A 13,355-nucleotide genomic window follows, 5' to 3' on the forward strand; every position below is an offset into this window, starting at 1 on the left:
AATAATGGGTTTGTGACAAATTAAGTCCAATGGAGGTGACTACATTGTCAAAGAAGAAAAGAAATCAATTAGATCGGGAAGAGTATGGATATGGATATGATTTAAGTCCCGATGATTTAGATGTGATAGGTCAAAATGAAAAAGCAAAAAAAGAAAATCAAAATGAAAATAAACGTAAACCCTCTAGTAAGCAAAATCCTTCTATCTTAAATGAGTAATCAATATTACCAAAAATTCGCAAGCATTCCGAATAAACAGTCTACACTGTTATGGAACTTGCGAATTTTTTCTTATTGATTCGATTATTTTCGATAAATAGTTCTAAAATCCCTTATTTTTTCTTAAAGTATACCAATGAAAAATAAGGGAGAGAGAAAATGGAAATTGATGGTGTTTTTTCAGGTGGTGGAATAAAAGCTTTTGCGTTTGTTGGTGCCTATCAAGTTTTGAGTGAGAAGGGTTTTATCTTTAAAAGAGTCGCAGGAACGAGTGCTGGTTCAATCGTAGCTGCATTTATCGCGGCAGGGTTTACCGTAAAAGAGATTGAAAAGGCATTAGAAGAATTAGATACAAAATCGCTTCTTGATCCACCCAAATTTTCAAAAACTCTTCCTTTTATAAAATGGCTGAATTTATATTTTCGATTAGGATTGTACAAAGGAAAAGCGCTAGAAAGATGGTTGTACAAAAAACTAGCAGAAAAAGATGTGTATACATTTGGGGATTTACCAAAGGATTCATTGAAAGTTGTCACCTCCGATTTAACGAATGGTCGCATAATTGTCATACCTGATGACTTGCATTTATATGGAAAGGACTGGAGAGATTTTTCTGTCGCAAAAGCGTTGAGAATGAGCTGTGGTATTCCTTTTTTCTTTGAGCCGGTCATGTTAAGTAATGGAAAAGGAGATTCCGTATTCGTTGACGGTGGGGTATTAAGCAATTTTCCATTATGGATTTATGATAACGGTAAAAGGAAAAGGCCATTATTAGGATTAAAACTCAGCAGACCAGAAGGAGAAATTCCACCACAGATAATTGATAATGGGTTAGATTTATTTGAAGCATTATTTAAGGCGATGATGAATGCCCACGATAATCGATATATCTCAAGAAGACACGAAAAAAATATTATCTTCATTCCTGTTGAACAATATAGTGCTACACAATTTGATTTAGATGATGATGCAAAAGAGCAATTAATTCAATTGGGAAGGGCAAGAACTGAAGAATTTCTAAAAAATTGGCGACCCGTTATTTAACAATCACATATTTTTAGGAATTTATGAAATACTAAAATTAAAAAGGTCAAATGGAGTGGTTGCAATGCCAAAAACAGATAAAGAAATTGCTGAAAAAATATTAAATAATCAGTTAATTGGAACAATGGCTACCATTGAAGGAGATAAACCTCACACTCGCTATATGACGTTTTATAACGATAATTTCACTTTGTATACGGTTACGAGCAAAAATACCCATAAAGTTGAAGAACTTTCGAAAAATCCATACACACATATTTTAATTGGTTATGATGGGAAAGGATTTGGCGATGCCTATTTAGAAATAGAAGGAAAAGCGGAAGTTTCATCCGATGAAGGAATGAAAGAAAAAGTGTGGAACAAAGTATTAAGATTTTGGTTCGATGGTCCAGATGATCCGAATATGGTAGTTTTAAAAATCGTTCCTTCTCAAATTCGCATCATGAATTCGAAAGGAAAAGATCCGAAAATTATTCAATTTTAATTGATAGAACTATTGCTGATAGTCCTATCAATTTGAAAAAATAATATTTACTAAGTTAACAACATAAACGGCTTAGGCTTCAAAATGTAGGAAGCTTGAGTCGTTTTCAATTTTATAGAAAAAGTTGATCAATGTTTATTTATTGATGTTTTTTAATTTTTTATTAAACTAATCATCGATGAATGTTTAATTTGAAAAATCCAATATAAATGAAGTAATGTATTTATGTTAAAAAAGGAAACCTAAAAATGAAAAGAACCGTTACAAATCAAGAAGGGAATCTCCTTTTTTCTCAAACTTTAAAATGTTATACTAAAGAGCATGTATGGGTTTCTTTTGAAAGGGGGGGACATATGCGAAATGTAAAGAAAACGAACAATAAAGGAAACTCTCGTACGAATCTTTCATTTCGAATGAACGTCCTGTTTATTTCGATTTTTGTTTTGTTCTCCATGCTCATTTTTCGCTTAGGTTATTTACAAATCGTAAAAGGTGAAGAATATGTTCGGGCAATAGAAAGAACGGAAGAAGTAGCGGTCAATACGAGTGTTCCCCGTGGAAGAATTTATGATCGATATGGAAGAATTCTCGTAGATAACGATCCGCAAAACGCCATTACATATACAAAGTTTCAATCAACGTCCCAAGAAGAAATGTTAGAAGTCGCTGAAAAATTGGCTATGTTAATTGAACAACCAACGAAACGAGTAACGCTTCGTGATAAGCAAGACTTTTGGATTTTAAAAAATACAGAAAAAGCCTATGCGAAAGTTTCGAAAGCAGAAGAGAAAAAAATAAAGGAAAAACATGAAGATGAGAAAAAGGCTCAAGCAGAAATCGACCAACTAGTGAGAGATCGAATTACCGAAGAAGAATTGGCGGAGCTAACGCCTTTTGATTTGGAAGTGTTAGCAATTTATCGTGAAATGTCTTCTGGATATTATTTATCTCCACAAATTATTAAAAGTGAAAATGTATCCGATGAAGAGTTTGCACGTGTTTCTGAACGATTATATGAATTGCCAGGTGTCAATACGACGACCGATTGGAAAAGGGTAAAGTTAAGTTCGTTATCGGTATTAGGTAGAACAACAGTCCCAAGTAAGGGGATTCCTAAGTCTGAATTAAATTATTATCTAGCCCGTGGTTATTCTCGAAATGATCGTGTTGGAGAAAGTTATTTTGAATCTCAATATGAAGAATTACTACAGGGGCAAAAATCTGTTGTGAAAAATATTACGAACAAAAAAGGCGAAGTCATTGATATGATTACGACTTTTGAAGGGAAACCTGGGAATGATTTGGTAACGACAATCGATATTGAATTGCAAGCAGCTGCTGAAAAAATTGTTGAAGAGAAATTGCTGCAATTAAAATCGATGGGTGGTTCGTCCTTATTGGATCGTGCCTTTTTTGTGATGATGAATCCGAATACTGGTGAAATACTGGCGATGGTTGGAAAGAAAATAGAAAAGGATCCAGAAACGGGAAAACCATATGTGATTGATTATTCTTACGGAACATTTACGACAGCTTATGAAGCCGGTTCAACGGTGAAAGCGGCTACTATATTAATGGGATATAAAGAAGGCGTTATAAAGCCTGGTACAGTTTTAATTGACCAACCAATTAAGCTTGCAGGTACAAAATCGAAAAGTTCCATCTTCAACAGAGGTGGCCGCATTGCAATGAATGATTTAACAGCGTTAGAGCGTTCTTCAAACTCCTATATGTTCCAAATTGCTATGAAAATTGGTGGAGTAAACTATCGCTATAATATGGGGCTACAATTAAAAGAAGATGTTTTGAAAAAAATGAGAAATGGTTATGCTGAATTTGGTTTAGGTGTCAATACAGGAATTGATTTACCGAATGAATTTGCAGGATTCCAAGGAAAAATGGATACTCCTGGTAAAATTCTAGACTTAGCAATCGGACAATTCGATACGTATACACCGATGCAATTGGTGCAATATATTTCAACGGTAGCAAACGGTGGATATCGAGTGCAGCCAAGACTATTAAAAGAAATTCGTGAACCATCTAAAGATGGAAAAACTTTAGGGCCGTTAATTGAAGAAGTCCAACCGAAAATTTTGAATAGAATCTCAAATACTGAAGAAGAAATTAATCATGTAAAACAAGGGCTTCGCAGAGTATATATTGGCAGCCAAGGTACTGCCCGCGCTCAATTTGCAAATGCACCGTTTACAGCAGCAGGGAAAACAGGTACTGCGGAAGTAGTTTACTATGGCCCGATTCGAGAAAAATTTGGCACATTAACTGAAACAGTATCTCATGTTGGCTTCGCTCCGTTTGAAAACCCTGAGGTTGCTTATGCTGTGGTGATTCCTTGGGTGACAACAAACTTTAGCCAATATATTTCACATAACAATCAAATTGCCCGAGAAGTATTGGATGTATACTTCGAATTGAAAAAGAAATATGCAAGTAGTAAAATCACTGACGAAACTGTGAAGAAAGAAATTTTACCTCCAACTACGAATGAAAAAATTGATGAGGATACAGAAGAACAAGTTGTAAATGAATAATAAATTTCAAACAACAATTCAAAAAGCAACATTTTCTCCCAAGAGAAGATGTTGCTTTAAATATGTTAATTACTATTTCAATCTAAGTAAATGTTGAACATTCGCTTATTGAGCGGTATAACCTCCATCTAACACAACTGCTTGCCCTGTAATTCCTTTAGCGGCATCGCTAGCTAAGAAAAGCGCTAAGGAAGCAATCTCATCTACCGAAATTAGCCGCTTTTGAGGAACTAAAGGGTAAAGGACTTCTTCTAACACATTTTCAACTGCTATATTGCGAGTTTTCGCCAAATCTTCAAATTGTCCTCGAACTAAAGCTGTATCTACATAGCCTGGACATATCGCGTTCACAGTTATTTGATGCGGTGCTGTTTCTAATGCGGCTACTTTTGTTAGACCAATTACACCGTGTTTTGCAGAATTGTATGCTGACTTTCCAGCAAATCCAATTAAACCATTGATCGAAGCGATATTGATGATTCTGCCGAATTGATTCTTTTTCATATATGGAATCGCATATTTCATCGTAATAAATGGAGCAGTCAACATAATTTTAATCATTAATTCAAATTTTTCAGTAGGGAAATCTTCAATGAACGCTACATGTTGTATGCCTGCATTGTTTATTAAAATGTCAATGGAACCGTATTTTTCAACAGTGAAATCAATTGCCTGTTTAATTTGTTCTTCGCTCGTTACATCACAGACAACACTTGAAACATTATCAGGTAATTCCTTTAATGCTTGGTCTAATTTTTCTTGATGAATATCCGAAATGACGACATTTGCACCCGCTTCCGCAAAGTTTTTTGCAATTTCAAATCCAATTCCCTGTGCACTTCCTGTAACAAAAAGTGTTTTTCCTTTCATGTTTGGACCTCCAACATTATTTTTATAAACCTAAAGAGAATAGAATGATTGCTAGAATAGTTCCGAGTAACGGAATAATTACTGTTAAAGCGCCCATTGCTGGATAAGCATCTTTATGCGATTCTTGTGCAATGGCAGTGATGGTTGTAACAACGTAACCACTATGTGGCAATGTATCTAAAGATCCTGAAGCAATGGCGATAACCCGATGCAACTGCTCCGGATTAACCCCCATATCTAAGTAATGTGGTGCAATTAATGGTAAAGCGATAGATTGACCGCCAGAAGATGAACCAGTTAGACCTGCTAATACAGCAACAGCAATAGCACCACCAATAAGTGGACTGCCAGGGATGTTCGTCATATAATCAACTGTCGTTAAAAAGGCTTCTGTTTTTTTCACAACTCCGCCGTAACCAACCACAGCTGCTGTATTCGCAATGGCAATCACGGCTCCCAGTGCACCTTCTGCAATTGCTTTATCACGATTTTGCATATACTTGAAACTGATGAGATAAGTCATAATAATTCCACCAAGTAAAGCAATGATCAATGCAGACGTACCCAAACGTTCATGGAAAATAAACGAAAACCCGAGCACAACGATTAATGGCAAAACACTAAGCAAAGGACTAGGAAGTGGTCGATTTTCTGCTTTATCTAGGTTATCAGTTTCTTTTGCAACGAATTTTTCACCTTTCGTAACTGCACGATTGACCATCCATTTTAGCCAAAAATACCCTGCGACTGCCATGAAAATGGCCACGATTAAGCTAACTTGCCATCCAGCGTATGGAGTCGTTCCTAAGTGTTGGATTGGAATCCAGTTTTGAATCTCCGGTGAACCAGCAGAAGTCATCGTAAAAGTTACAGACCCTAATGCCAAAGCAGCAGGAATGAACCTTCTTGGTAGATTAGCTTCTTTAAATAGGGCTAATGCCATTGGGAATACCGAGAAGGCAACAATGAATAAACTAACTCCCCCATAAGTAAGTACTGCACATGCGACAACAACTGCTAAAATGGCATGTTTAGCACCGATTTTTTCGATAATCCATTTTGAAACGCTATCTGCAGCACCGCTATCTTCCATCACTTTTCCGAATATTGCTCCCGCTAAGAACATGAGCCACCAAGAACTAATGAATCCCGTAAATCCGCCCATATAACTTGTGATAAAATCAGGATCTCCTTCAGCAGCTAATTGTGGGAAAATTGTAATACCGCTTAATATTGCTGCTATAAATGCTGCGAAAGGGGCTGCAATCAGCAAGTTTACGCCTCTCATCGTCAAATAAATCATTAATGCTAAACTACCTAGAAGCCCAATAAATCCTAATACCATAAAAAACCTCCTTTTTGTAAAATTCTAGAATTCTCAAGAAATTTCTTACATATTTTCAGAAATTCCTCATTAATACGTATGTAAAAGGGTAGAAATTATTCTCTAAAAATAGATGCATTATATTAAATAAGTCAAAAGTAACAGAAAATAATTTTCATAGATTTACATATATAAAATTAATCATATGATTGCGAAGCAGAGCTCAAATTTAATTGATAACATTGATTTTGCACAGCATAATATGCTTGATAAAGATTCTATTTTAAAAATTAAATTGCTATTGAAGAAGAATTTGGTAGAAGTTATACATGTATCATCCTATATAGCAACAATTATAAATGCCCACTAAGAAAATGAGTTTTACATGAAATCCGTTGTCTCCATCAGAAAAACTAGGGAATCATATTTTGAGAAAATTGTACGAGATGCTCAGAAATACTGGAAATTTATATTCTAGCTGACTGAGGCTCAGAATAATGGCAGAAGGAAGGGTAGGGTTAGAACTAAAATGAACTTTCATAAAATTTAATATGTATTTTGTTATTTCATTAACATAAAAACCGAACGATATTGAAACTAAATATAGAGTTTCAATATCGTTCGGTTTTTCTATTCCTTTTGTCTGGTGATTGCTGAGTATTAAGTATAAACTTTAATCCATTGTAATGGATTCTAAAGTGGAAGTGACAATATATTTTTCGCCTTGATCTGTATTCATTATATATTCAGATTTAATCTCTCCAAATCCTTCCGCGAAATATTTACGGTTTACATAGTTATCGCCGTTTTCTTCAATTACAATAACATCTTCAAATGTTTTATATGGGGTTTCAATACTTATACCTGTGTCGACAATTTTCCAATTGCCGAACGTTGTACCGACTTGAATTGGCATTGCAAAATAAGTCTCAATTGGCTGCATTGATTTGATTTCTTCTAATCCAGGGAAAGTTGCATCGTGATCAACCGGTTCTTTGTAAATGATTTCAATTTTATCATCGCCGATTTTATAAATATTCATTAGGGTTACGCCGCCGTTATCGACAATCGTGCCTACATATTCTTTGTCCAACCAAGTTGTTTTTTCAGTATACGTTGCAAATTCATTCCCGTCTCCTATGAACTTCGCAATGGATTTATCAGGTTTAAAAAATCGACTTAAGTCTTCATGATTATTTTCTGAAGCATTTTGATCGGTTGGGGAAACATCGTTTTATTAGTTGTGTTTTCTTGGGGTTGGCAGCCAATCAACAGGAACAAAAAGCAGAGAGAAAGATAAAAAGCCTTCAGTGTTATCGACTCCTTTCATTGGTTAGTATTTATCATTATATAGTTTTATATAAATTCAAACACTATATTAATGATAATAATATTATGTAAACAAAAATGGGTTTATTTATTGAATGGCTATTATTTATAGAAATTTGACTATTATTTCTTGAAGAATGACTATAAAATCGATTATTTTGACTGGATCTACGTCAAGTTTTTGGACACAAAAAGATTAAGTTTTTTTGCACAACAACCATTCATGGATTGTTCCACATCCCATGTAGATTGTCAAAGTGAAAAGAGCCTTTGACAATCTACTTGGGACGTGGAGAAATAAACCCATGGCTGTTGTGCCAAAAAAATGTGAAGGGGGGAAGTGTTCTGTACCCCATGTTTTACGCTGCTATTCGGCACATTTTTTCGTATTCATCCGGTGTCAAATAACCAATGCTTCCATGAATTCGTTTTCGATTATACCAACCTTCGATGAATTGAAATAACGCAATTCTCGCTGTCTCAAAGCTTTCGTATTTGGTTAGATACACTTCTTCTTTTTTCAATATGGCATGAAAAGATTCAATACAAGCGTTATCATATGGACATCCTTTTCGACTAAATGACGGAACTATTTCATGTTTTTTTAGTAGTTTTTGAAAGGCTTCACTTGTATATTGTGTGCCTAAATCTGTATGCACGATAAGACCAGGATCGGGCTTTTGATCTTGAATCGCATTCTGAAGTGCTTCCAGCACAATTTCTGTTGTCATGGTACGAGAGAATTTATATCCGAGCACTTTTTTTGTATGTAAATCAAGAACGGACGCTAGATAACACCAACCATCACGAAGCGTATGGACATATGTAATATCAGCTACCCATTTTTCGTTGATTGTTGTTGTAGTGAAATCTTGATTTAATACATTTTCTCGTTCTTCTACGGGCTTTTGTGTTGGTGTTGGGCGGAATTTTTTTACAATACATGATTGGATGCCTGCTTGTTTCATCAAACGTTGAACTCGATTGATACTGCCTGTATAGCCTTCTTTTTTTAGTATTTCAAAGATTTTAGGGGCCCCATAACGACCCTTACTTTCTTTATGGATTGCTCGAATTCGTTCAAGCAGTTGTTCGTTGGCGACATGATAGCTATTCGGCTTCTTGTGAAACGATTGATAATACGTACTTTTAGGCATCTTTAAAACACGACACATCATTTGGATTGGATGATGTTCGCTTTCTTTTGTAATCAAGTCAATCAGTTCTTGCTCATCTATTTTCTCGCGAATATGGTCATAGCCTTTTTTAAGATTTCGATCTCCTGTTTTAATCGAAGATTTTCCTTTTGAATGGCTTCTATATCAGCCAAAGTTAATTCCTGTTCACATTCAATTGGAGAGAGTTGCTTAATCCATTTATAAATCGTTACTTCTGAAACACCATATTCGCTAGAGAGTTGACTGACTGGAGTGCCTGAGCGATAAAGCTCAACTACTGTTTGTTTAAATTCTTGATTATAGCGCTTTTGACTCATGATTCGGACACAACCTTTCGTTAGTTTAATATTAATGACTTAACCAAGTTGTGTCCATAAATCTATACTACATCTAGACTAATAAAACAAATTTTCGAAGTGAAAAATTAGAGATTGGCTAATATTGATGAAAATTTGACTATTATAACTGGAAGAATGGATAAAGTCCATATAATTGTGTAAAAAGAAAAGAGTCATTTTTCCTCCTCTTTTGATACACTGTTTTCAGACCCAATAAAAACAATTAGAAAGAGGATGAAAAAATGACTCAATTAAAGTTTAACTTAAACATGGACCTTTTAAAAGACTCAATTATCAATTCGAATCTTGATACTGTTATCAAATCAGCGATAGTTTTAATTCTGAATGAATTTATGGAAAAAGAACTGATGACTATCTTCAAGCTGCTGCTTATGAACGTTCTCCTGAACGTCGTGATTACCGAAATGGTTATTATGAACGTGATTTAATGATGAGTATTGGAAAGATTCAATTAAAGGTTCCAAGAACTCGCAATGGAGAGTTTTCAACTACCGTGTTTGAAAAATATGCACGTTGTGATCAAGCTTTCGTTCTTTCTATGCTTGAGATGGTCGTGAATGGGGTGTCTACTCGAAAAGTAACGAAAATCGTTGAACAGCTTTGTGGAGAAAATGTCTCCAAATCATTCGTATCATCTTTGACAAAACAATTAGATCCAATTGTCAATGAATGGGCCAATCGCCCTCTAAATACTACATACTATCCTTACATCTTTGTCGATGCTATGTATATTAAAGTTCGCGAAGGTCATAGTGTAGTGTCTAAAGCGGCTTATATCGCGACAGCGATTACCGATCAAAATAAACGTGAAATCCTTGGTGTTCATATTGACCACGTTGAAAGTGCGGAGAGTTGGAGCCGTTTCTTCCAGCATCTAAAATCAAGAGGATTACAATCCCCTAAACTTGTGATTTCAGATGCGCATGAAGGGTTACGAAAGGCCATCCAGCGTGAATTTGTCGGGACTTCTTGGCAAAGATGCAATGTTCATTTTAAACGTAATATCATTGACAAGTTACCTAAAAAAGATACTGCTGAATTCCGAACAATGTTGAAACGAATTTTCGAAGCTGTCACGATTGAAGATATGCGTCAATTTAAAGATGAATTGTTTGAAAAGTTTAGTGACCAAGCACGATTTGAAAAAGCATTGAAAATTCTAGATGAAGGTTTCGAAGATACAATTCAATATATGAATTTTCCTGAAAAAATTCGTCCTCATATTCGCAGTACAAATACTCTTGAACGGTTGAATCAAGAGGTTCGGAGAAGAGAAAGAGTAATCCGAATTTTCCCTAATACACAATCAGCTTTTCGTTTGATTGGTGCTGTCTTAATGGATTACCAAGATATCTATGACCGACGTAAGAATCTATCAGGTAGATAATCACTCACTCTTTTTCACGCGCATCTTCCATTGTGGGATGATTCCATATTCGCAAAGCAGCTGTCAAAGTGAAAAGAGCCTTTGACAGCCCTTTACGAATATGGATAGAAAACCCCATGGAAGTTGCGGCTAAAAAATGTGGGGGGGAATGGAATCAAAACTGCTATATTTGGTTTGATTCCACTTACGCTTCTTTAATCGGATTTGGAAACAGTGTATTAGAGTTTTTACACAATTATCGGGACTTGACTTTACATACTTTACATCATATCCGTTTTTGGCAATTAATCCACCAATGATAGTTCCGAGTGATCCTGTACCGCCTAAAATTGCAATTTTCATATGTTTTTAAACTCCTTTTCTATATTTAACTTATTTAATGGTTATTGTTTTTTTTAGTTTTTGTTTAAGAAAAACCATTAATATATAGAATTGAAAACTTTTTCATTCTTCATTTCTCCTTAACTTTTATAACTAATTGCCATCCAGTGAGAATCCCATTCTGTTATTTCGTTTCCTACTCTGCAAGATAAACCACATGCTTGTCCATTCGCTACAAATGAACCAATTAGCCAATATTTACGGTATCAATTTCTGGGAGATTAATGTACTTTTGATAGATGTATTGATTATCTTCATAATGACGGTAACCACTAGCATTCAATGCTCTACCATTGCCGTCATAAATTTCAATTGTGTTGCCTTCACGGCTATATACAGATTTTTTTACATAAGGCATTTTATTTTTTAAAAATTCGCTTTCAGTAAGGTAAGTGGGCAACATATATTTTTCAATAGCATGACGTTCTTCTTTCGTGAACATTTCGCTTTCACGGCAACCCCAAATTAACATCATCAATACTTTTGATTGTAAGAAGTATGAAACAGGTGGATTGATGATTGCTAATTTATGGTCTTTTACTAAATCCAATAAATGCAAACCAATTCTATTCCCATCTGTAGCTACATCATAAATGAGAAAATCAATAGGATGGGCTGGATGGGCTGGCCGATACAGCACATCTATTTTCTCTAATGAGCTTGTATATAATCCTCGCTCATATTCGTTTGTGCTTTTTGGAAAAATTAAATCGGTAATCGGTACATATTCAACATTATCGTAAGGAATTAGGTTTTTAATCGTTTGAACATTGCAATATTCCTCAAAATCATCATCCTCACGGAAACTTGTAATAACTATCTTAGGATTATCCCTTTTCTCTTTTCCAACGTGTTTTAGAGCCATTTCTAGAGTTTTTCCGAGCGATTGAACAACAACCTCTGAATTGTTTGTGTTACATATTAACTAATTTAAAAAATAGTACTTTGTTATTTAGTAATAATTTTTAATATTTTTTATAATATTATAAAGTCAAATTTTAGGAGGTATGTAAAATGATTGAAAAAATTGAAGAAACATCTATGATGAAAAATTATGTTGTTTTATTATTTACGATTATATTATTTTTAATCGTTCCATCATTTGCTAAAGCTTCAGAAATTGAAGTTGAAAGTAACTCGCTAGAATTACTTACTGAGGAAGAAATTAATATATTACAAGAAGATGTAGGACTAACATTAGAAGAAATTAAGACTAGGTCACCAGAATTCTTACGTTCCTTAATCGAAGAAGGAGCAAAGAAGAAATTTATTACAAGTGATATAATTACTGTAACAGATGGAATTTCTAATAATAAATTTAATACAATTCAACCAATGTATACTGATCCACAAGGAGATTTAAAAGGTTCGATCCAAATGGAGGGAGAAGCTTATGAAGTAAAATCAGATAAAAGTGGTTATAAAAAATTCAGAATTGTAGGAAGATGGAAGTGGATTTCTACTCCAGTAGTTACTTTAACAGATGCTTTTGCAATTGGTGTTGCAGATAGTGCGGGATTTATTCTTCCTGTTTCCAACAATCAAGTTGTACAACATAGACATGAATATTGGACAGGCGCTGGTGGATGGCAATTAAGAGACAACGGAAATCATCCCGATGATTTTTCTACAAATGGTGGGGTAGGATGTTTTATAAATTTAAGACAAGGACAATTAAATTTACACAATGGTTATATGGAACAATATGTTTATACTAAAAAGTCATCTGGAGACGCTACTATTAAATTCGAATATGGACATCAAACACTAGCTTTGAGTTCAATTGGATTCGATAAAAATGGTGTATTTAGTGTTAGTGTTACAACAGGTGTTAAAAAAGGAAATATAGCAGCTAATCTTTCATGGTGATTGTAGTAGAAAAATCTCAAATATTAATGTTACATTGCGAGATTTTTCTTTAATTTTGTACTTGTTATTTATTTTATTCTAAAGGAGAAGTTTAAATATGTTTGCAATTATAGGATTTATTATTGGTTTTGCTAGCGGTGCATATTTTAAAACAGAAGTTTTTGCTGGACAGGGCTTGATTTTTGGATTTCTAATTGATATATATTTAAAACTAAAAAAGCTTGAAAAAAAGATTGATGAAAATCATAAAAATTACGAAAATAAAAGTCATATGAGGTGAACTACCGAGAGTATAAAATATTTTGTGTAAATAAAAAATCCAATAAAAAAGGAAGAGCTTTTCTTGATAGAATAAAGTTA

General features: G+C 34.4%; 11 protein-coding genes and 1 pseudogene. 7 read left to right on the forward strand and 5 right to left on the reverse strand.

Annotated elements, in window-relative coordinates; all coding sequences use genetic code 11:
- Positions 1-29: 29 nt before the first annotated feature.
- The 4 genes from NST00_RS10055 (at position 30) to NST00_RS10070 (ending at position 4,298) form a co-directional block, all read left to right on the forward strand.
- Positions 30-218: a hypothetical protein gene (locus NST00_RS10055; RefSeq protein ID WP_172597866.1), complete on the forward strand. Its 189-nt coding sequence runs from the start codon at positions 30-32 to the stop codon at positions 216-218.
- A 159-nt stretch (positions 219-377) separates the two neighbouring features.
- Complete coding sequence (locus NST00_RS10060) at positions 378-1,262, forward strand: patatin-like phospholipase family protein (protein WP_340709923.1); 885 nt, start codon at positions 378-380, stop codon at positions 1,260-1,262.
- 64 nt (positions 1,263-1,326) lie between these two features.
- On the forward strand, positions 1,327-1,746 hold the full coding sequence (locus NST00_RS10065; RefSeq protein WP_016838968.1) for a pyridoxamine 5'-phosphate oxidase family protein: 420 nt from the start codon (positions 1,327-1,329) through the stop codon (positions 1,744-1,746).
- Between the two features lie 353 nt (positions 1,747-2,099).
- Complete coding sequence (locus NST00_RS10070) at positions 2,100-4,298, forward strand: penicillin-binding transpeptidase domain-containing protein (protein ID WP_016838967.1); 2,199 nt, start codon at positions 2,100-2,102, stop codon at positions 4,296-4,298.
- A gap of 105 nt (positions 4,299-4,403) precedes the next feature.
- Here NST00_RS10070 and NST00_RS10075 read toward each other — a convergent pair whose 3' ends face one another.
- The 4 genes from NST00_RS10075 to NST00_RS10090 all read right to left on the reverse strand — a co-directional run bounded on the left by NST00_RS10075 (position 4,404) and on the right by NST00_RS10090 (position 9,316).
- Complete coding sequence (locus NST00_RS10075) at positions 4,404-5,168, reverse strand: 3-hydroxybutyrate dehydrogenase (protein WP_340709924.1); 765 nt, start codon at positions 5,166-5,168, stop codon at positions 4,404-4,406.
- 22 nt (positions 5,169-5,190) lie between these two features.
- Positions 5,191-6,513, reverse strand: a complete 1,323-nt coding sequence (locus NST00_RS10080; RefSeq protein WP_340709925.1) for a GntP family permease — start codon at positions 6,511-6,513, stop codon at positions 5,191-5,193.
- A 652-nt stretch (positions 6,514-7,165) separates the two neighbouring features.
- Positions 7,166-7,534 (reverse strand): hypothetical protein, encoded by a 369-nt coding sequence (locus tag NST00_RS10085; RefSeq protein WP_340709926.1) that lies wholly within the window; start codon positions 7,532-7,534, stop codon positions 7,166-7,168.
- A 646-nt stretch (positions 7,535-8,180) separates the two neighbouring features.
- A protein-coding gene (locus tag NST00_RS10090) for an IS3 family transposase (protein ID WP_445329560.1) occupies positions 8,181-9,316 on the reverse strand; the annotation gives its coding sequence in 2 pieces (ribosomal slippage) (positions 8,181-9,082 and positions 9,082-9,316; 1,137 coding nt in all).
- Between the two features lie 263 nt (positions 9,317-9,579).
- Here NST00_RS10090 and NST00_RS10095 point away from each other — a divergent pair.
- Positions 9,580-10,745: pseudogene (locus NST00_RS10095) on the forward strand (IS256 family transposase).
- A 568-nt stretch (positions 10,746-11,313) separates the two neighbouring features.
- On the opposite strand, the gene NST00_RS10100 reads toward NST00_RS10095, so the two are convergent.
- On the reverse strand, positions 11,314-11,991 hold the full coding sequence (locus NST00_RS10100; protein ID WP_340709928.1) for a glutathionylspermidine synthase family protein: 678 nt from the start codon (positions 11,989-11,991) through the stop codon (positions 11,314-11,316).
- A 149-nt stretch (positions 11,992-12,140) separates the two neighbouring features.
- Between NST00_RS10100 and NST00_RS10105 the strand changes: the two genes are divergently transcribed.
- Both NST00_RS10105 and NST00_RS10110 read left to right on the forward strand, forming a co-directional pair.
- Positions 12,141-12,995, forward strand: coding sequence for a hypothetical protein (locus NST00_RS10105; RefSeq protein ID WP_340709929.1), 855 nt, complete (start codon positions 12,141-12,143; stop codon positions 12,993-12,995).
- Positions 12,996-13,092: 97 nt separating this feature from the next.
- On the forward strand, positions 13,093-13,275 hold the full coding sequence (locus NST00_RS10110) for a hypothetical protein (protein WP_096551983.1): 183 nt from the start codon (positions 13,093-13,095) through the stop codon (positions 13,273-13,275).
- Positions 13,276-13,355 lie beyond the last annotated feature (80 nt).

It is taken from the genome of Ureibacillus sp. FSL K6-0165, assembly GCF_038004285.1.
In the GTDB taxonomy this organism is placed as follows: domain Bacteria; phylum Bacillota; class Bacilli; order Bacillales_A; family Planococcaceae; genus Ureibacillus; species Ureibacillus thermosphaericus.